This is a genomic window from Pseudomonas sp. CLCA07, assembly GCF_053615335.1.
Genome location: NZ_CM132131.1, coordinates 4,736,322 through 4,758,078 on the forward strand (window position 1 = coordinate 4,736,322; position 21,757 = coordinate 4,758,078).

Below are 21,757 nucleotides of genomic sequence, written 5' to 3' on the forward strand. Positions count from 1 at the left end.
GCATGTGGTTTCCTGACTAGCTAAGCATCGAGGAAACAGCCATGGCCAGCTTCATCAAGTCCGATCTTGAGTTCATTCTCGAACAAATTTTCATCGCCGAACGGCATGCGGCAGGCGCGAGTCTGGCTGACATGCTGCCGAACGTAGAAGTACCCTTCGGCCTGCGCACCGTCTCCGGCTTCGACAACAACCTGGCCAATCCCCAGTTCGGTGCCGCCGACAATTTCTTTCCGCGCATGACGACGCCGGTGTTCAATACCGCGCAGGTCCAGCCGGCCGGCTTCTTCGGCCCCGCCGATCCTGGCGGAACCACGCCGACCTCCTACCTCCAGACCAGCGGTGCCGTCTTCGACTCTCAGCCGCGCACCATCAGCAACCTGATCGTGGACCAGACCGCCAACAATCCGGCGGCAGTCGCGGCTGCAGCGGCCAATCCAGATTCACAAGTCGTCACCAGCCCCGGTCTGGATGGCCTGTTCGGCACCGCCGACGACGTTTCCGTCTTCCAGATCCCTAATATCACGCCGGACGCGGGCCTGACCGCGCCCTTCAACGCCTGGATGACCTTCTTCGGCCAGTTCTTCGACCACGGCCTCGACCTGGTCACCAAGGGCGGCTCGGGCACGGTGTTCATTCCGCTGCAGCCCGACGATCCACTGTTCGTGCCTGGTAGCCCGACCAACTTCATGGTGTTGACGCGGGCCACCAATCTGCCCGGCGCCGACGGCATTCTCGGCACGGCCGACGACATCCACGAACAGCAAAACACCACCTCGCCGTTTGTCGACCAGAACCAGACCTACAGCTCGCATCCCTCGCATCAGGTGTTCCTGCGCGCCTATGAGCTCAACGCCGCTGGCGATCCTGTCGCCACCGGCAAGTTGATCACCAATCGTGACCTGGGCGCCGATGGGCATTTCGGTACCGCTGATGACGTCGAAATCGGCGGCATGGCCACCTGGAAAGTGGTCAAGGCACAAGCCCATGATCTGCTCGGCATCAATCTCACTGATGCCGATTTCGACAACGTGCCATTGCTGGCGACCGATGATTACGGCAACTTCATCAAAGGGCCTAATGGCCTCCCCCAAGTCGTGATGATGGGCGCGGATGGCATTGCCGGCACGGCCGATGACGTGCTCGTCGAGGGTAATCTGGCTGCACCCATCAGCCTGACGAACGCCGTGCGCACCGGCCACCAGTTCCTCATCGACATTGCACACAGCGCCGATCCGACCGGAGGCCTGACGCCTGACGCGGACACCGTCATTGGCGGCCTGGGTGCGCCCGGCACTTACGACAACGAGTTGTTGGATGCGCACTACATCGCCGGCGATGGCCGGGTCAACGAGAACATCGGCCTGACCACGGTGCATTCCATCTTCCACAGCGAGCACAACCGGCTGGTTGACGATACCAAGGCGACGGTGCTGGCCTCCGCCGACCTCGATTTCCTGAACAAGTGGTTGATGCCCGATGCCCAACTGACAGCGCTTCCAGTGACGCCGACCGACATCGCGGCCTTGCACTGGAACGGCGAGCGGTTGTTCCAGGCGGCCAAATTCGGCACCGAGATGCAGTACCAGCACCTGGTGTTCGAGGAGTTCGCGCGCACCATCCAGCCGCAAGTGGACGTCTTCCTGGCGCCTATGGGTAACGACACCACCATCGATCCGTCGATCGTCGCCGAGTTCGCGCACACGGTCTTTCGCTTCGGCCACTCGATGCTGGTGGAGACGGTCGATCGCTTCGACCCCAACTTCAACGTCGTCGGCGACGGCAATCCGACTGAGCCGGGCAATCAACAAACCGGCCTGATCGCGGCCTTCCTCAACCCGTTGTCATTCGCTGGGAGCGGCCCTACCCCTGAGCAGGCGGCAGGCGCCATCGTACGCGGCCTGACCCGCCAGGTCGGCAACGAGATCGACGAGTTCGTGACCGACGCGGTGCGCAACAACCTGGTCGGTCTGCCGCTGGACCTGGCCGCCCTCAACCTGGCGCGCGGCCGCGACACCGGCATCCCGTCGCTGAATGCGGCGCGGCGCGAGTTCTACCACATGACCGGCGACAGCCAGTTGACCCCCTACACGAGCTGGGCCGATTTCGTGCAGCACATGAAACACCCGGAATCGCTGATCAATTTTATCGCCGCCTACGGCACGCACTCGACCATCACTGGCGCTACGACGATGGCGGAAAAGCGCGCCGCGGCTGCGGATCTCGTGCTCGGCAGCGCCACGGCGCCGGCTGATCGCCTGGACTTCCTGCACAGTACCGGTGCCTGGGCCAGCAACGCCGGTGCGGACGGAATTCTGAACACCGCAGACGACGTGACCATCACCGGCCTGGACAACGTCGACTACTGGATCGGTGGCCTGGCCGAGGAGAAAATGCCCTTTGGCGGCCTGCTGGGTTCGAGCTTCAACTTCGTCTTCGAAACCCAGTTGGAAAACCTGCAAAATGGTGACCGCTTCTACTACCTGGCACGCACCGCGGGACTCAACTTCGGCACTGAGCTTGAGAACAATTCGTTCGCCAATCTGGTGATGCTCAACAGCGACGCAACACACCTGTCGGCTAACATATTCCTGACGCCGGCCTTCACCCTGGAGACCGACCCGACGCGCCAGTTCAACGCAAGCGTGGTGGCCGGGCCGGATGGCATACTGGTCGACAATCCATTGACACCAGTCAATGAGGCCGCCGACAACCTGCCAGCCAACGCCGACCCCTTTGGCCCGTCGGTGCACCCGATCGGCTCACCACGTATTGACCATTTCACGCCGCTGGTGATCCGCGACAACCCCGCCACAGCGGGCCCGGATACCAACTACCTGCATTACACCGGCGGCGATACGGTCGTGCTGGGTGGTACGGCCGGCGACGACATCCTCATTGCCGGCGACTCGGACGACGACACCGTCTATGGCGACGCCGGCAACGACCGCCTCGACGGCGGCTACGGCAACGACAACGTCTTTGGCGGTGCCGGCGACGACATCATCACCGACATCGGCGGCAGCGACACCCTGCGCGGCGAGGACGGCAACGACGTCATCCAGGCCGGCAACTCGACCCTCGGCCTCAACAACCTGGTCTTCGGCGGCGCTGGCAAAGACTTCATCATCACCACCGAAGACATCACGATGACCTTCGCCGGCGCGGGCGACGATTTCATCCTCGGCGCCAAGGTCAACCTCGCGCCGACCGGCAACGAAGGCGACGACTGGATCGAGGGCGGCACCCAGGACGGTGCACCCGGCGACAACGCGAGCCCAACATTGTCCGACGATGTGCCCGGCAACGACATCTTCATCGGCACCGGCGGATTCGATGAAATGATCGGCGAGGGCGGCGACGACACCTTCGTCGCCAGCGACGCTCAGGACAAGATGGACGGCATGTCCGGGTTCGACTGGACCACCTACAAGAATGACAAGTACGGCGTGACCGTCGACATGGTCACCCCGTTCTTCAGTCCCTATCACCCGGTGCCCGATGCCGCGGGCAATATCGTGGGCGCGGTGGGGCAATCGCCCGATGCGGTCTATGACCGGTTCGCGGAAGTGGAGGGCCTGTCGGGGTCGGCCTTCGCCGACTTCCTGCGCGGCGATGAACAAAACGCAGCCATCATCGCCAACATCACGGCCAGGGGCAGCATCCTCACCAACTTCGATCTCGTCAGCGGCCTGCGGGCCTTCGTCGGTAGCGCCGGTTTCGGTGCCGACGGTATTGGCGGGACGGCCGACGATCAGTTCGGCGCGGGCAACATCATCCTCGGCGGCGATGGCAGCGACATCATCGAAGGCCGTGGCGGCAGCGACCTCATCGACGGCGACAGTTGGCTCAACGTGCGCATCAGCGTGCGTCAGAACGTGGATGGCACCGGGCCGGAGATCGCCAGCTTCGACAGTATGACGCCGATGATCCCGCTCATGCTGAACGGCACCTTCAATCCCGGCCAGCTCGTCGCCGTGCGCGAAATCCTGCCCGGTACATCCGCAGGCGGGGCTGCGTTCGACACCGTCAACTTCCTGGGCCCTCTGGCGAACTACACGATCGCCGTCAACGGCATCGTCGTCGATCCCACCGTTGCCCTCGATATCGTCGGCACCGACATCGTCACCGTGACCGACAATGTCGGCAAGGAAGAAACCGACCGTCTCACCCACATCGAGCGGCTGCAGTTCTCCGATCAGGCAGTGGTCCTCGTGCAGGGGGTCAACGCCGAGCCTGTGGGCGCACTGACGGTCGATAACACCGCACCGACCGTAGGCCAGACGCTGACCGTGTCGGCGGCAGGCATCACCGATGGCGACAACGCGGGTGGGGGGATCAACAATTCCATCAGTTACATATGGCAGGTTGAATTGGCACCGGGCTCAGGCGTCTTCGAGGACATCATCCTCGGGCCAGGCCGCATCGGTCTCGGATTTACAAGAGCGGACGCGCCCACTCTCACGGTGACGGCGGATCTTGCCGGCCTGGCAGTGCGCGTCAAAGGCATCTATGCGGACGATAATGGCGTGACCGAGCAGGTGTTCTCCGCGCCGACCACGACAGTAGTGGCCGGCGCGCCGGCGCCCGCGCCGACGCCTTCGCTGATCGATCCGCAGACCACTGCCCCCAGCAATGGTGTGCGTTACACGCAATCGGACCTGGCGTTCATCCTTGACCAGATCAAGATAGCGGAACACAACGCGGCGGGTGAGAACCTGGTTTCTCTGCTGCCGAACATACGGATGCCGTTCGGATTGCGCACGGTCGAAGGGACGGAAAACAACCTGCTCCATCCCGAGTTCGGTGCCGCCGATAATGTATTCCCGCGCCTGACCACGCCGGACTTCCGCACGGCCGACGCCGGCACGAGCTACACCCAGACCAGCGGCCTGGTGAACGACTCGCAGCCGCGCACCATCAGCAACCTGATCGTCGACCAGACCGCCAGCAACCCGGCAGCGGTCGCGGCTACCTTCGATCCGGGTCTGGATGGCATCCTTGGCACGGCTGACGATGTCTTGAAAGTCGGCTCACAGGTGATTACCGGAACCCGCACCGACGGCACGACGTTCCAGACCTTCTTCAACTCGAACGTGAGCCCCGACGCGGGCCTGACCGCGCCCTTCAACCAATGGATGACCTTCTTCGGCCAGTTTTTCGACCATGGCCTTGACCTCGTCACCAAGGGCGGCTCGGGCACCGTGTTCATTCCGCTGCAGCCGGATGATCCGTTGTTCGTGCCCGGTAGCCCGACCAACTTCATGGTGCTGACGCGCGCCACCAACCTGCCCGGCCCGGACGGCATCCTCGGCACGGCCGACGACATCCACGAGAACACCAACACCACCTCGCCGTTTGTCGACCAGAACCAGACCTACAGCTCGCATCCTTCGCACCAGGTGTTCCTGCGTGCCTATGAGCTCAACGCAGCGGGCGACCCGGTGGCCACCGGCAAGTTGATCGAAAATCGTGATCTGGGCGCCGATGGCGTGTTCGGTACGGCCGACGACGTCGGGATCGGTGGCATGGCCACCTGGAAGGTGGTCAAGGCGCAAGCCCATGATCTGCTCGGCATCAATCTCACCGATGCCGATTTCAACAACGTGCCACTGCTTGCGACCGACGCCTACGGCAATTTCATCAAGGGTCCGAACGGTTTTCCTCAGGTGGTGATGGTGGGCCCGGACGGCATTGCCGGCACGGCCGACGATGTGCTCGTTGAAGGTAATCCGGCGGCGCCCATCAGCCTGGTCGATGCCGTACGCACCGGTCATGCCTTCCTCAACGACATCGCGCACACCGCCGTTCCGATCGACGACGTGACCGGCGCAGCACTCCTGCCCGATGTGGACACTGTTGTTGGCGGTACGCCTGCGCCGGGCTTCTACGACAACGAACTGTTGGACGCGCACTACATTGCCGGCGACGGCCGGGTCAACGAGAACATCGGTCTGACCACCGTCCATTCGATCTTCCACCATGAGCACAACCGCTTGGTCGATCACACCATGGCGGTGGTCCTGGCGACAGCGGCAAGTGGCGATGTGTCGTTCCTGAACGAGTGGCTGCTGACGCCCGTCACTGCTGTTCCCGCCGATACCTCGACCCTTGACTGGAACGGCGAGCGCCTGTTCCAGACGGCGAAGTTCGGCACCGAGATGCAGTACCAGCACCTGGTGTTCGAGGAGTTCGCGCGTACGATCCAGCCGATGGTCGATCCCTTCTTCGCCCCGGGCCAGGTGTACGACACCGCGATCGATCCGAGCATCGTTGCCGAGTTCGCGCACACCGTCTATCGCTTCGGGCACTCGATGCTGCTGGAGCAGGTCGACCGGCTGGATCCGAACTTCGCCTCGAGCGATATCGGGCTGATTCAGGCCTTCCTCAACCCGCTCGAGTTCGCGGGCAGCGGCCCCACTCCGGAACAGGCGGCCGGTGCCATCGTGCGCGGCGTGACCCGCCAGGTGGGCAACGAGATCGACGAGTTCGTCACTGAAGCCCTGCGCAACAACCTGCTCGGACTGCCGCTCGATCTGCCCGCCATCAACCTGGCGCGCGGCCGCGATACCGGCATTCCGTCGCTGAACGCGGCGCGGCGGGAGTTCTATCTGCCTACTGGCGACGCAGAGCTCAAGCCCTACACCAGTTGGGCCGATTTCGTGCAGCACATGAAGCATCCGGAATCGCTGATCAACTTCATCGCCGCCTACGGCACGCACGCGACCATCACCAGCGCCATCACGCTGGCGGACAAGCGCGCCGCGGCTGCGGACCTGGTGTTAGGCGGCGCGACCGCACCGGCCGATCGTGTCGACTTCCTGAACAGCACAGGTGCCTGGGCCAGCAACGCCGGTGCGGACGGTATTCTGAACACCGCAGACGACGTGACCATCACCGGCCTGGACAATGTCGATTTCTGGGTTGGCGGGCTGGCCGAGGAGAAAATGCCCTTTGGTGGCATGCTCGGCTCGACCTTCAACTTCGTCTTCGAGAACCAGATGGAGAAACTCCAGGACGGAGACCGCTTCTACTATCTGGAACGCACCGCCTCGATGGACTTTGGCGCCGAGCTTGAGAACAACACGTTCTCCGCGCTGGTCATGGCCAATACCGACGCAACACACCTCTCGGGCAGGGTTTTCCTGACGCCGGCCTACATCCTGGAGACTGACCAGACGCGCCAGTACAACCCGAGTGTGATTGCCGGTCCCGACGGTATTGTCGGCACCCTCGACGATCTGCCGGCCAATGCCGATCCGTTTGGTCCGTCGGTCCACCCGATTGGCTCACCGCGCACTGACTTCCTCACGCCGCTGGTGATCCGCGACAACCCCGCCACGCCGGGTCTGGATACCAACTACCTGCACTACACCGGCGCTGATACGGTCGTGCTCGGCGGCACGCCCGGCAACGATATCCTCATTGCCGGCGACTCGGACGATGACACGGTCTATGGCGACGCCGGCAACGACCGGATCGATGGCGGCTACGGCAACGACCAACTCTTTGGCGGTACCGGTGACGACATCATCACCGACATCGGCGGCGACGACGTCATCCACGGCGAGGACGGCAACGACGTCATCCAGGGCGGCAACGGCCTCAACCTGATCCTCGGGCAGGCCGGTCAGGACTTCATCATCACCGGCGAGGACGCGGCCGATAGCAGTGGCGGCCTGGGCAACGACTTCATCCTCGGCAGCAAGGCGAACGAGTTCGCGCGCGGCGGTGAAGGCGACGACTGGATCCAGGGCGGATCCGCCGATGGCGTTGCCGGCGACAACTTCGACCCATTCGGCAACGATCCGATCATTGGCAACGATGTCTTCATGGGTGATGGCGGACCGGATAACTTCGACGGGGAGGGCGGCGATGACATCATGGTCGGCAGCCCCAGCGAGGCGGACCGTTTCATCGGGTTCTCCGGTTACGACTGGGCGACCTACAAGGACGATCCGGTCGGCGTGACCATTGGCCTCAACTCCAGTCAGCGCTTCTTCGATCAGCCGGCGGTGCCCGGTTCCACCGCATCGATCCTTGCCCGCCTGGACCTGGTGGAAGGGCTGTCGGGATCGGCACATGCCGATTTCCTCAGCGGCGATGATTCCACCGCGGTAACGCTCGCTATCGCTGGCGCCACGGGTAGTGTGCTCACCAACCTTGACCTCATCAGTGGTCTGCGGGCGTTCGTTGGTGCCGCTGCTGCTGGCGCCGACGGCATCGTGGGTACCGCAGACGATAAGTTCGACGGGGGCAACATTATCCTGGGTGGTGCCGGCAGCGACGTCATCGAAGGCCGTGCCGGCGATGACCTCATCGATGGCGACAAGTGGCTCAACGTGCGCATCAGCGTGCGGCAGAACATCGATGGCACCGGGCCGGAAATCGCCAGCTTCGACAGCATGACACCGCTGGTCCCGCTGATGTTGAACGGTACCTATAACCCCGGCCAGCTCCAGGTCGTCCGCGAGATCCTGACGGCGGCCGGTCCCGACTTCGATACGGCGCTGTACTCCGGCAATTTTGCGGATTACACCGTGGTCGAAAACGTCAATGGCACCGTTACGGTCACCGACAGTGTCGCTGGCAGGGACGGGATCGACACCCTCAGCAATATCGAGCGGTTGCAGTTCTCCGATCAGGCGATCGTGCTTGGCGGTTTGAACTCGGCGCCAGTCGGTTCGCTGAGGATCGACGATCCTACGCCCGCCGTCGGCCAGACGCTGACGGTATCGGCGGCAGACATCACCGATGCCGACAATACCGCGACCGGCGGCGCGATCACCGGGCCCATCAGTATCTTCTGGCAGTTCGAAGCGCGCCCGGGCTCGGGCGTCTTCGAAGACATCACCTTCTTTGCCGCCGGAGAGGTCGCGCGCGCGGAGGGCACGACCGTCACGGTGGGCTCGGAACTCAGGGTCCCACCACCGGCGACCCTCATTGGCGCCGTGCCGGCTATCCCGCAACTCGTCGTGGCAGCCGGGCTGGCTCTGCGCGTCAGGGCGGTCTACAAGGACGCCAATGGCGTGCTGGAGGAGGTGTTCTCGGCGCCGACCGCACCGATCACGGCGGCCGGTACCGGCACCGTCAATGTCCTGCCGGTTGGAACGGTGCTGATCAGCGATACAACCCCGACGCCAGGCTCGGCCTTGACCGCCACGGATGCGTTCACCGACGCCAACGGGACCACGACCTCGGTGATTACCCATCAGTGGCAGGTGGGGAGCGGTGCTATCTTTGCCGACATCGCCGGCGCGACGGGCACGACCTTCACGCCCGACCCGACGCAGACCAGTCAGCAACTGCGTGTCGTCGCGAGTTACGTCGATGACCTCGGCACACTTGAGCGAGTCACTTCTGCCGCAACGACAGTGGTCGGTGAACTGTTTGTCGGTACCGCCGGTGTCGACATATGGACCGGCACGCCAGGCGACGACTCGGCCAGCGGAGGTGATGGCAACGACATCCTGAGCGGCTTGGGCGGCAACGACATCCTCAATGGTGACGCGGGCAATGACATTCTCCTCGGGGGTACGGGTGCCGATACCATGGCCGGCGGTGTTGGCGACGATGTCTACGAAGTCACCGACCTTGGGGACGTGGTGACCGAGCTCGCCGGAGCAGGCAACGACACGGTCTGGACCTCGCTCGGGAGCTACACCCTGAGTGCCAACGTCGAGAATCTGTTTTTCGGCGGCAGCGGCAACTTTGTGGGCATCGGCAACGAGCTCGACAACACGCTCGTAGGCGGTGCGGGTAACGACGTCCTCATCGGTGGCGCAGGTGCCGACACGATGGCCGGCGGTGTCGGCAACGATGTCTATGAAGTCACCGACCTTGGGGACGGGGTGAACGAGCTCGCCGGTGCTGGCACTGACACGGTCTGGACCTCGCTCGCGAGCTACACCTTGGGTGCCAACGTCGAAAATCTGTTTTTCGGCGGCAGCGGCAACTTTGCGGGCAGCGGCAACGAGCTCGACAACACGATCGTGGGCGGTGCGGGTAACGACTTCCTGGTCGGCGGCGCAGGTAACGACGTCATCCTCGGTGGCGCAGGTGTCGACACGATGGTCGGCGGTGTCGGCAGCGATGTCTATGAAGTCACCGACCTTGGAGACGTGGTGAGCGAACTCGCCGGTGCCGGCACTGACACTGTCTGGACCTCGCTCGCGAACTACACGCTGGGTGCCAACGTCGAAAATCTGTTTTTCGGTGGCAGCGGCAACTTTGCGGGCACCGGCAACGAGCTCGACAACACGATCGTGGGCGGTGCGGGTAACGACTTCCTCCTCGGCGGCGCAGGTAACGACGTCATCCTCGGTGGCGCAGGTGCCGACACGATGGTCGGTGGCGTCGGCAACGATACCTATGAAGTTACCGACCTTGGGGACGTGGTGAACGAGCTCGCCGGCGCAGACACGGATACGGTCTGGACCTCGCTCGCGAGCTACACCTTGGGTGCCAACGTCGAAAATCTGTTTTTCGGCGGCAGCGGCAACTTTGCGGGCAGCGGCAACGAGCTCAACAACACGATCGTGGGCGGTGCGGGTAATGACGTTCTCATCGGCGGTGGCGGTAACGACCTGATGATTGGCGGCTTCGCCGGCAACGATACTTTCGTGTTTGCTGCCGCAGGTTTCGGCAACGATACGATCCTGAACTTCGGAGCCAATCCGGGCGGCGCGCAGGACTTGATCGATATCACGGGGATGGGTATCAGCAGCGCGACGTTCACTGCCAACGTGACCATAACGGCTGACGGGGCGGACACGGTGGTTGCGATCGGGGCGGACACCATCCACCTTGTGGGTGTCAGCAGTGCGACCGTTGATCAGACGGACTTTAATATGGTGGGATAAGGAGGCCTTCTCGACCAAGTTGAGCTCAAAGCAATTTGAGGTGTGTGGCGGTTGCCACACACCTTTTTTGTGCGCCCGGCAGGGCGCACTCACTCGCAGGTGAAGTCCATGTTTCTACCCGTTGAAAGTGTAGTGTTCGATAAAAGTCTAATAATTTAAAAGAATTAAAGCTTGGATTGGAGTCTCGTTTTCCGTTCCATATTTAACGAAAACGCCGCTCGGCAATGAGCGGCGTTTTTGTTTGCGCGTATAAAACCAAATCAAGCGCCGAGGCTTTGTACCAGGCTTTCAAGCGCGTCAGTGGTTTTCTCGTCCAGCACCAGTTGCGCAGTTGCAGCCGCTCTGAGTTGGCGTGCCAAGCGGTATTCGCTGGGCGTGCAGTTTGCAAACTGCTTGAAGGCACGAGCGAAGTAGGACGGATCCTTGAAGCCGGCCTCATAGCCGATACTGGTAATAGGCATCTGGCTGTTGTCGAGCAGTTCTTTGGCGAAGTTCATGCGCTTGTTCAAGATGTAATCCGTGAAGCCAAGTCCATTGGCTTCCTTGAACAGGCGGCTGAAGCGAAATGCCGTCATGCCGCAGCGCTGCGCCAAAACCCTCTGATCGATGCTGTCTCGAAAGTGCTGTTCGATGTACAGCATGATGCTGTTCAGCGCCTGGTGTTTTTGGTGTCCTGAGGTCAACCGGATGCTGTCCGGCAGGGTCGGGGAGTGGTCGATCTGCGATGACTTGCCCTGGCCGTTGGCATTTCGGCGCAGTTCGCAGAGCTGCATCACCGCCGTCAAGTAACGCTTCCTCTCAGCGGCCGAGAGCGCAAGCACCATGTATTCCCAGACGCTGGAGCGCATGGCCCATACAGCCAGTTCCTCTGAGTGCTGCACGGTGAACATGGTGATCGGGATGGTGGGGGTGGTGCGTTTGATCTCCAGCAGTAGCCTTAAACCCGAAGTGTCAGGGCGATCAAAATGGATGCAGATCATGTCTGCCTGTTCCCTGATGGGCAACACGGTGTTTTTCGCCAATTTGCAGTCGCAGGTATCCTCAAACTGCGCGATGAGTTCCTTGGTGGACCGATCATGAGTCAGATCGAACCATAGGAGCGATGGCCTTCTGTTGAAATTGGACGTCATGTTTTTACTCTAGAGTTCTTAATGCCTCTCTTCGCTACGCAGTATTACCAATGTGCCATTACTTTGCAGATTTAATCGCGATAAGAAAAACTATTATTCGTTCTATTCGTTCTATTAGTTCTATGTGTTGCCTGGAAGGCTGCGCTGGGCGAGTGTTTGTTGGTGTGTTGTCGACGAACCCGGGTTTTACCGCTTGTCGCTTGTGAATCAATGACAATTGCCTTTGCGTTTCAATGCCTTGTTTACCTCCTCCCGTTACCTCTGCAAAGGCCCGCGCCCCGTCTTTGGCCGTCCCGCAAAAAAATCCTAACGATGTGCAAAATCCTCCTAACGCCTATGCCTGCACCCTGACTAGGGTTGCATCAGGCAGCGCAGAAAGTACTGCCTCCGGAAAAACAACATTCGAGTGAGGTGGGCAAAATGATCATGCAAACAATCAAGGCTTCGGTACTGAAGTTCATCAAAGACGAAGATGGTCTGACCATTGTGGAATACGCGGTGGCGGGTGGGTTGATTACGGTAGGTGTTGTCGTGGCGTTCACTACCCTTGGATCAAATGTGAATCTCCAAATCAAGGGGCTGTGCAATGCCGTTAAAGCTAATGGCGGTACAGCTTGCTAATAACGATGACTCCCGCCAGGGGACGGGGCGATGTCCATCGAGTAGTTCGTGCCTCTATTTTGCTGTTAGGGCTGCCGGACATTCTTCTAAATGGGCTTCGCATCGTCTCTGCCGATGAACATTTTGAGCAGTATGGCCGCTAGAGAGGTGAGCAAAATGATCATGCAAACAATCCAGGCTTCGGTACTGAAGTTCATCAAAGATGAGGATGGCCTGACCATTGTGGAGTACGCGGTGGCGGGTGGGCTGATTACGGTAGGTGTTGTCGTGGCGTTCACTACCCTTGGATCAAATGTGAATCTCCAAATCAAGGCGCTGTGCAATGCCGTTACCGCTAATGGCGGTACAGCTTGCTAATAACGATGATTCCCGCCAGGGGAGACGCGCCATGTCCATGGAATTGCTGGTGTCGACAGTTGTACTGCTAGGACTGCTGGGCGTCGCGGTGGTGAGCGATCTGCTTCGCCACCGTATTCCCAACATGCTGGTTCTATTGGGCCTTGCCCTGGGCTTGGCCGGTCAGACTTATTCAGGCGGTGTCAGCGGATTGGGTGATAGCTTGCTGGGCATCCTGATCTGTTTTGCGCTGTTTCTGCCCATGTATGCCGTGGGTGGCATGGCCGCTGGCGACGTCAAGTTGATGGCCATGGTCGGCAGTTTTCTTCTGTTTCATTTCGCTTTGTGGGCTGCAATGTTCAGCCTGATTGCCGGCGGCGTGTGCGGCTTGTTGATCGTGCTGTTTCGCGGTCAATTGTTTCAGACCCTGGGGCGCTATTGGCTGATTTTAAGGGCACGGACTTATCTGGTACCAACTTCGGATGAAGTAGCCGGCAAGCCTTTTCCTTATTCGATTGCAATATTGATTGGCACTTTGAACAGCGTCTACTGGCAACTCGTTGCCGGTGGATTCGGAGGTTAGACATGCACGTCATCGTCGATAGTCATGCCTACCCCAGCGCTCGGGAAGCGGTGCAACGGCTGGCACCCCAGCCATGCACCATCCGCGAAACGGGTCTGAGCGACAGTTTTCTCGGCGAGTTGGTGTGCAAGCATTTGCATGACGCCGGTGTGCTGGACATGTCGCGGCTGGTGGAACGCTTGGCGCTGACCGGCGCTGTACTTGAAGAGGTCCTGGCGTTTCTGCGCAAGGATGGCCGTGTCGAAGTGCTCGGCCAGGTGAGTCAAATGGGCGGGCAGTCGCTGCGTTATGGCCTGACCGAACGCGGACGCAGTGCCGCCCGAGATGCCCTGTCGCGTAGCGGTTATATAGGCGCAGCACCGTTTCCGGTGAGTACCTACCGGTCCCTGATCAAACTGCAGACCATTCACCATGGTCGCATCAACGCCGACGATATGCGCAACGCCCTCGCTGGCGTAGTGCTCACGGAGGGGATGCTCGATCAGCTGGGTGTGGCGCTGAACTCCGGGCGCGCGATCATGATTTATGGCCCCGCGGGTACCGGCAAGACCTATGTCAGCAGTCGGCTGATCCGTCTGTTCGCCGAGGCCATCTGGGTTCCTCATGCCATTGTCATCAACGAGGCGGTGATCGAGATCTATGACCCGCAGGTGCATCAGCGGCTCGATGACAACGCTCAGCAGAACAATCTGATGCTCAACGAAGGGATCGATCGTCGACTGCTGTGCTGCAAACGCCCAATCGTCATCACGGGCGGTGAGTTGAGCATGGAACAGCTGGACGTTCGCTATGACCCGTTCACCCGTCAATACCAGGCCGCCTTGCAGCTCAAGGCCAGCAATGGCCTGTTCATCATTGATGACATGGGGCGCCAGCGCATGGCACCCGCCGAGCTGTTTAATCGCTGGATCGTCCCGATGGAAGAGAAACGCGATTTCCTCAACCTGGGCGGCGGTCGGCATTGCGAGTTGCCGTTCGATCTGATTCTGGTGTTTTCCACCAACCTCAATCCCCTGGAACTGGCTGATGAGGCCTTCCTTCGCCGGATTGGCTACAAGCTGCACTTCGGTTACCTGAAGCCCGAGGAGTACGAAAAAATCTGGCGTCAGGAAAGCGAGCGTCTGGGCATTTATTACGACCCGCTGCTGGTGCGTTATGTGCTGCAAAGGCTTTATGCAAGTGAAGGCATGCCCCTGGTGCCTTGCCATCCCCGCGATCTCCTGAACATGGCACTCGATCGCCAGCGTTATATGGGCGGTTCCGGACCACTGTCACCGAAAGAGTTGGAATGGGCCTGGCACAACTACTTCGTCCAGCTCGACTTTCTTTGATACGGAGATACTGACATGAGCTCTCGTACGCTTACCCTGATAGGTGTGTCTCTGGTCATGGGCCTTGGGGCTGCATGGATGGCTGACTCCTGGCTGAGCGCACGGCTCAATGCCAGCCCGGATGACCACCTTCGAAACGTGGTGGTCGCCACGGTAGAGATTCCATTCGGGCAGATGGTCGAGGCCCAGCAGGTCACGACCGTACGCATGCCCATGGATACGATCCCGGATGATGCCTTCGATGCCAGCGAAAAAGCCGTGGGCAAGATCGCAACGTTCGACATTCTGCGGGGCGACATTGTGCGTGGTGCGCGTCTGAGCGAGCACCTGGGGGGCAGCACCCTGGCCTCTTTGATTGCGCCTGACAAACGCGCCATTTCGGTACGTGTGGACGATGTGGTAGGTGTCGGCGGATTCCTCTTGCCGGGTAACCGGGTCGATGTACTGGCGACCAAAGCCTCGAATACCGGCAGTAACAGCGCCACGTCCAGGACCATCCTCGAGAACTTGCGGGTGTTGGCGGTGGATCAGACCGCGGGGACCGACAAGACCCAGCCGGTCGTGGTGCGCGCAGTGACGCTGGAGATGTCGGCTTCTGAAGCGGAAGCCCTGGTCACGGCGCAGACGGAAGGCAAGTTGCAACTGGCACTGCGTAACCCACTGAACCTCGAGAAGAAAATCGCGGCCGTTGCGCCTGTTGCACCTGCTGCCCCGGCCATGGCTGTGGCCACCGCCGAGGCGCCAAAACGCGTGGTACAGCGCAGCAGTGGCGAGGGCGGGGGTATCACCGTTTTCCGCGGGATCGAAGCCAAAGTAGTCAACATTCGTTGACAGGGCGCAACCGGTATCTGGGCACCAGGGTATTGGCGGAGCCGATCCGGATCAGTATCGGCAATCGAGGGCTTGATGATGAATCTTCGTATTCAGCAGCCGTTCACTTCGACGCCAAGGCGCCAGGAAGGATCGGTAAGTGTATTGATGGTGATCGCGTTGGCGTCGATGGCCATGATGGCGGCGTTGGCTTTGGACGGCGGGCATATGATGCTGAACAAAACGCGCCTGCAGAATGTGGTGGACGCCGCCGCCCTGAGTGGCGCCAAGACCCTGAGTCAGGTGGAGGGAGGCGTCAACAGTGTCAGCGCGGCCGACGCGACGCGTACCGCCGCGCTCAATACGCTGATACGAAATGCCAATGCCACGGGCAACAACGAATTGGCCACGGCGGTCGGCGGCAACGCCGGTACATTTGCAGTGGTGGAACTGGCAAGCAGCGTCTATGGCCCGTTCGCCTTTCCCGGGCCGACGGATGCCAAATACGTTCGGGTTTCGGTACAGAGCTATAAGCTGACGGGATTTTTCTGGAACTTCGCCCAGGCATTCGGCCCTGGTGGCCTGGGAACCAAAGCGGTGGCGGCGATTGCCACCGCTGGACCCAGCCCTACCAGCCCCTGCGATCTCGCGCCTTTGATGGTCTGTGGCGATAAGACTAAAAACGACCCGGCCGCTGGCATGTTCTGGGGTTTTCAATTTGGTAACTTGCAGGTATTGAAGACGGGTTCCGGCAAATCGTCCGACCCCATTGGTCCAGGCAACTTTCAATTGCTCGATTTTGGCACGGGCGGCAATGCGGTCAAAGAAGAAATGGCCGGAGGTGGCAAGGTCTGCCGCAATGTGGGGGACAATGTCCTGACTGAACCTGGCAACAAGGTCGGCCCTGCGTCTCAAGGCCTGAATACGCGCTTCGGCATCTACCAGGGCGGCCAGATCAGTGCCTCGGCCTATCCGCCGGACCTGGTGACCACGTCCAGTGACCCCGCAATCACTGACGACGGCACAGGCCCGAAGTACAACGGGCAAGCCGTCACCTCGAACAATGGCAATCTCACGGCGGGCGGCAACCCGATACTGGACTACAACGACTGGCGTACGAGCGTTGCCGCGTGTGTGGCAGGGGCCAGTGGCTGTGAGAGCAATGGGGTATTCGAGCGCCGGATGCTGAAAGTCGTGGTGGGCGACTGCACCGGGAAACAGAATGGTTCAACCTCGATCCCCGTCCTCGGTTTTGGCTGCTATTTCGTGGTGCAGCCCATGGATGGCGGCGGAGACGAGCAGATCTTCGGCCAGTTCGTGCAGAAGTGCGAAGGCGACAACGTGGCCGGCCCCTCGCCGTCAACCGATGCCGGCCCACAGATCATTCAGCTCTACAAAACCTATCTCGGCATCGGCACTCCGAGCACTGACTCGTAGGAGGCGTCATGAGACGTCACGGATTTAAATATCGGCAGCGCCAGCAAGGCCTGGCCATGGTGGAATTCACCCTGGTCCTGCCGGTGTTGCTCCTGATGTTGCTGGCCTTCGGTGAGTTCGGCCGCATGCTCTACCAGTACAACATCCTGTTGCAGGCCAGTCGTGATGCCGGCCGTTTTGTCGCCAGCCAGGCCTGGAACTCAACGCTTGGCAAGGTCGTTCTGAGCGCTACGCTGCAGACCGAGACGAAAAACGTTGCGGTGTTTGGCGTGCCTGTCGACACCGGGCCTGGTACTGAGGTGTTGTCAGATTTGACGACTGGCAACGTTATCGTCGCCCCAGAGAGCACTGACCATGTGCGTGTCACCATCACTTATACGTACTGCCCGGTGATTAGCGGTGGCATTTGCCCCGGAGCGCTCCCCGGCTTTTTTGGTAATCAGATTGCACTGAGCATTCCGCTGGTTGCCACTACCGTGATGAGGGCTCTGTGATGAACAGAAAACACATGCGCGGCATCTATACGGTGGAGTTCGCCATCGTTGGTCTGCTGGTGTTCACACTGTTGTTCGGCGTAGTGGAAATGGGCCGCCTGTACTTCACGGTCAATGCGCTGGATGAAGTCGTGCGCCGTGGTGCGCGCTTGGCGGCGGTGTGCAACATCAAGGATGAGGTGGTGAAGCAGCGGGCGATCTTCAACACGGCGGGCGATGCGGGTACGAGCCAGTTGATCGGTAACCTGGCCACCACCCACCTGACGCTGACCTATCTGGACGTAAACGGTGCTCCGGTGGCCAACCCCCTTGACACTGTCAGCGCCACCGGTTTTCGTGCCATCCGCTATGTCCGGATGAGTCTGTCAGGCTTCGTATTCAAATTGTTTATTCCCGGGTTCGGCGTGCCCATTACCTTGTCCCCATTCAGGGCAACGTTGCCACGCGAAAGCCTCGGGCGTCATTCCGATTCCGGGGAGATAACGCCATGCTGAATACCAAGGAAACTCCCGTCTCTACCTCGACCGGCAAAGCCGGGCTACGGTTGCTGATCAGCAGCCGTGACGCTGCGTCGTTGCGCGACCTGCAAGGCGTCTGCCAACGCATGCCCAGCCTGGAGGTGAGTACTCGCCTGGTGAGCAATGGGCATGTCGACCCGCTCTACGGCCTGGAGCGGATGCCTGATCTGTTGCTGTTGCGCGTCAGCCACCTGTGGCGTGAAGAGCTGGCGGCACTGTTGCAGCGCCCGGCCCATGAGCGTCCGCCGATGTTGGTGTGCGGACTGTTGAGCGAACAGGAAGGCATGCGCCTGGCGATGCAGGCCGGCGCCCGTGACGTGCTGCCGGAGCCCGTCGCCGAGACAGAACTGGTCGCCGCCTTGAATCGGCTGGTCACGGAGGTTCGGACCGGCAGTGGGACAGAAGGCAAATTAATCGCTGTGATGAGCGCCAAGGGCGGTTCCGGCGGAACCTTGCTGGCCTGCAACCTGGCTCAGCAACTCAGCATGAAGGATGGCAGTACCCTGTTGATGGATATGGACCTGCAATTTGGTAGCGTGACGCATTACCTGGATGTGGCGCAAACGCACAGCCATCTGGAGGTGTTGCATCAGATCGACGGTATGGACAGCGTCGCGTTGCGTGGTTTTTGCAGCCACTTCAGCCAGACTTTGCATGTGCTGGGTGGCCGGGCCGGTGAGCTGTGTCTGCCGCAGGACGCCCAAGCCGAGCAACTTGACACCCTGTTGCAGTTGGCCCGTGCCAGCTATAACTGGGTAGTGATCGATCTGCCGCGGCAAATCGACCACCTTACCGGCTCTGTGCTGGAGCAAGCGGATCGGGTGTATGTGGTGGTGCAGCAGAGCGTCAGCCATCTGCGCGATGCCAGCTCTCTGGTGCGGATTCTTCGCGATGACCTGGGTGTGCGCGGGGATCAATTGCAGATAGTGGTCAACCGCTTTGACAAGGCCGCAGCGATCAGCCTCAAAGATATCGGCGAGGCGATGCGCTGCACGAATCTGTCGAAATTACCCAACGACTTCAACCTGGTCAGCCAGAGTCAGAACACTGGTGTGCCGTTGGGGCTGCATGCGCCGAGGGCGGCGATCACCATTGCCCTGCGCAACATGGCTGAGGACCTGGTCGGCAACCAGATGGCTGACAACAAAGGCTTGCTCAAACGCGCCTTCAACCGTTTTTTCGGGGGATGACCCATGATCAACGACTTTCGTAACCGCTTGCGCAAACAGGCCGGTAAACCCGCCTCATCGCCGGCTGGCCAGCCGGGTGACGACCTGCTGTATCCGGCAGAGGAAATAATGGCGTGGGAACGTGCAACGCCGGATGTTCTTTACGAAACCAGAAGTCAGGTCACCCCGGTGGAAGCCGAGTGGCGAGAAAAGATCTACCAGCAGTTGCTCAAGGTCATGGACCTGTCCTTGCTGGACTCCCTTGAACAGGCTGAGGCCGCGCGGCAGATTCGCGATATTTGCCAGCGCCTGCTCGATGAACACTCGGCACCGGTGAGTACTTCCAGCCGCCAGTTGATCATCAAGCAGATCACCGACGAGGTGCTCGGTCTGGGGCCTCTGGAGCCGCTGCTGGCCGATCACAGTGTGTCCGACATTTTGGTCAACCGGCATGACTCAGTGTATGTCGAGCGCTTCGGCAAGCTGCAACGCACCGATGTGCGTTTTCGCGATGATCGGCATTTGCTGAACATCATTGACCGCATCGTCTCCAGCCTGGGTCGGCGTATCGACGAGTCTTCGCCGTTGGTGGATGCGCGGCTCAAGGACGGTTCGCGGGTCAACGCGATTATTCCTCCGCTGGCCATCGACGGCCCGAGCATGTCGATCCGGCGCTTTTCCGTGGACCTGCTCAATACCGACAGCCTGATCCAGGTGGGGGCGTTGACCCCGGCCATTGCCCTGCTGCTCAAGGCGATTGTCCGTGGGCGCTTGAACGTGCTGATTTCTGGCGGTACCGGCTGCGGCAAGACCACCATGCTCAATGTGCTGTCCAGTTTCATCCCGCACAACGAGCGGATCGTTACCATCGAAGACTCCGCCGAACTGCAGTTGCAACAGCCCCACGTGGTACGCCTGGAAACCCGGCCTTCGAATATCGAGGGACGTGGCGAGGTGAGCCAGCGGGAGTTGGTGCGCAACAGCTTGCGGATGCGGCCGGACCGCATTGTGATTGGCGAAGTGCGCGGCGCCGAGGCGCTGGACATGTTGACAGCGATGAACACCGGTCACGACGGTTCGCTGACCACGATCCACGCCAACACCGCACGCGATGCATTGGGGCGAATCGAGAACATGGTGTCGATGACCGGGGCGACCTTTCCGATCAAGGCCATGCGCCAACAGATCGCTTCGGCCATCGGAGTGGTCATCCAGCTGGAACGCCAGGAGGACGGCAAGCGCCGCCTGGTCAGCGTGCAGGAGATCAACGGCATGGAGGGCGAGATCATCACCATGACCGAAATCTTCTCCTTCGTGCGCCTCGGCATGGGCGAAAACGGCGAAGTACTCGGTGATTTTCGGCCCAGCGGCATGATCCCTGCCTTCCGCGATGTGCTGGCCAAGCGCGGTATCGAGTTGCCGCTTGCGATGTTCAGGCCTGAGTGGATGGAGGCACGGCAGTCATGAACCATATTCCTGGTGAATTCATTCTGATGTTCCTGGGCATGGTTTTTATCGCCGTCTTCCTCCTGTCTCAGAGTGTGGCAGTGCCGGTGTTTGGCGAGGCCGGCAAGATGCGCAAGCGCATTCGTGGCCGCTTGCATGTACTGGAGAAAGCCAACAATCAGTCCAGCATGCAGACCGTGTTGCGACAGAAGTACCTGACGCGTTTGTCGCCATTGGAGGCCAGGCTTGAGCAGCTGCCTTTTATGGAGGCATTGACGCAAATGATTGAGCAGTCCGGGCACGAATACCGGGCCTATCGGGTATTGCTGCTCGGGCTGGTGCTGGGTGTCTGGGCGGGTATCTTGATCTGGATGGTTTGGTCAGTCTGGTGGATGGCGCTGCTGGCGGGTTTCGCGGTTTTCTGGTTACCCATACTGAAAATCTCTCGCGACCGTGGCAAGCGCTTCGCTGAGTTTGAGGAAGGCCTCCCGGATGCGCTGGATGCCATGTGCCGTGCCCTGCGCGCTGGACACCCCTTCAACGAAACCCTGCGCCTGGTGGCCGAGGAACACAAGGGGCCGGTCGCTCATGAGTTCGGCCTGACCTTCTCCGATATCAACTATGGCAATGATGTGCGCCGGGCCATGCTCGGCCTGCTTGAGAGGATGCCGAGCATGACGGTGATGATGCTGGTGACCTCGATCCTCATCCATCGCGAGACCGGCGGGAATCTGACCGAGGTGCTGGAGCGTCTGAGTCGGCTGATTCGCGGGCGCTTCCGCTTCCAGCGCAAGGTCAAAACCCTGTCGGCGGAAGGGCGCATGTCGGCCTGGGTGCTGGTGGCGATTCCCTTCGTGCTGGCGATCGCGATCATAGTCACCAGCCCCAGTTACCTGCCTGTGCTGATCAATGATCCCCTGGGCCACAAGCTGATCATCGGGGCGTTCTGCGCCATGTTGCTCGGGATTTTCTGGATTCGCAAAATCATCCGGATTCAGGTTTAAGCGGTATTCGCTACCGGGA

The 21,757-nt window shown here is 60.6% G+C and carries 13 protein-coding genes; 12 read left to right on the forward strand and 1 reads right to left on the reverse strand.

Features of this window, described 5'->3' with window-relative positions:
- Positions 1-41: 41 nt before the first annotated feature.
- Entirely contained in the window at positions 42-10,859 is a 10,818-nt protein-coding gene (locus ACWGZX_RS21820) for a peroxidase family protein (RefSeq protein WP_452625388.1), read from the forward strand.
- A gap of 260 nt (positions 10,860-11,119) precedes the next feature.
- Here ACWGZX_RS21820 and ACWGZX_RS21825 read toward each other — a convergent pair whose 3' ends face one another.
- Entirely contained in the window at positions 11,120-11,989 is an 870-nt protein-coding gene (locus ACWGZX_RS21825; RefSeq protein WP_452625389.1) for a response regulator transcription factor, read from the reverse strand.
- A 420-nt stretch (positions 11,990-12,409) separates the two neighbouring features.
- Here ACWGZX_RS21825 and ACWGZX_RS21830 point away from each other — a divergent pair, with 420 nt between their 5' ends.
- The 11 genes from ACWGZX_RS21830 to ACWGZX_RS21880 all read left to right on the forward strand — a co-directional run bounded on the left by ACWGZX_RS21830 (position 12,410) and on the right by ACWGZX_RS21880 (position 21,738).
- The gene (locus ACWGZX_RS21830; protein WP_223516844.1) at positions 12,410-12,610 is read left to right on the forward strand and encodes a Flp family type IVb pilin; all 201 of its coding nucleotides are present in this window, start codon (positions 12,410-12,412) and stop codon (positions 12,608-12,610) included.
- Between the two features lie 156 nt (positions 12,611-12,766).
- On the forward strand, positions 12,767-12,967 hold the full coding sequence (locus ACWGZX_RS21835; protein WP_223516846.1) for a Flp family type IVb pilin: 201 nt from the start codon (positions 12,767-12,769) through the stop codon (positions 12,965-12,967).
- Between the two features lie 31 nt (positions 12,968-12,998).
- Complete coding sequence (locus ACWGZX_RS21840; protein WP_223516848.1) at positions 12,999-13,529, forward strand: A24 family peptidase; 531 nt, start codon at positions 12,999-13,001, stop codon at positions 13,527-13,529.
- A 2-nt stretch (positions 13,530-13,531) separates the two neighbouring features.
- Positions 13,532-14,860 carry an AAA family ATPase gene (locus ACWGZX_RS21845; RefSeq protein WP_223516850.1) on the forward strand — a complete coding sequence of 443 codons (1,329 nt, stop codon included), beginning with the start codon at positions 13,532-13,534 and terminating at the stop codon, positions 14,858-14,860.
- A 15-nt stretch (positions 14,861-14,875) separates the two neighbouring features.
- Positions 14,876-15,691 carry a Flp pilus assembly protein CpaB gene (cpaB, locus tag ACWGZX_RS21850; protein WP_223516852.1) on the forward strand — a complete coding sequence of 272 codons (816 nt, stop codon included), beginning with the start codon at positions 14,876-14,878 and terminating at the stop codon, positions 15,689-15,691.
- Between the two features lie 75 nt (positions 15,692-15,766).
- Complete coding sequence (locus ACWGZX_RS21855) at positions 15,767-17,107, forward strand: Tad domain-containing protein (protein WP_452625390.1); 1,341 nt, start codon at positions 15,767-15,769, stop codon at positions 17,105-17,107.
- An 8-nt stretch (positions 17,108-17,115) separates the two neighbouring features.
- Complete coding sequence (locus ACWGZX_RS21860) at positions 17,116-17,601, forward strand: TadE/TadG family type IV pilus assembly protein (protein WP_452625391.1); 486 nt, start codon at positions 17,116-17,118, stop codon at positions 17,599-17,601.
- On the forward strand, positions 17,601-18,095 hold the full coding sequence (locus tag ACWGZX_RS21865; protein WP_452625392.1) for a TadE/TadG family type IV pilus assembly protein: 495 nt from the start codon (positions 17,601-17,603) through the stop codon (positions 18,093-18,095). Before ACWGZX_RS21860 ends, ACWGZX_RS21865 begins: the two co-directional genes overlap by 1 nt.
- Positions 18,089-19,309, forward strand: a complete 1,221-nt coding sequence (locus tag ACWGZX_RS21870) for an AAA family ATPase (RefSeq protein WP_452625393.1) — start codon at positions 18,089-18,091, stop codon at positions 19,307-19,309. Before ACWGZX_RS21865 ends, ACWGZX_RS21870 begins: the two co-directional genes overlap by 7 nt.
- A gap of 3 nt (positions 19,310-19,312) precedes the next feature.
- A complete protein-coding gene (locus tag ACWGZX_RS21875; RefSeq protein WP_452625394.1) occupies positions 19,313-20,755 on the forward strand; it encodes a CpaF family protein in 1,443 nt (480 codons plus the stop codon).
- Positions 20,752-21,738, forward strand: a complete 987-nt coding sequence (locus ACWGZX_RS21880) for a type II secretion system F family protein (protein ID WP_452625395.1) — start codon at positions 20,752-20,754, stop codon at positions 21,736-21,738. The genes ACWGZX_RS21875 and ACWGZX_RS21880 overlap by 4 nt, the downstream gene beginning before the upstream one ends.
- Positions 21,739-21,757 lie beyond the last annotated feature (19 nt).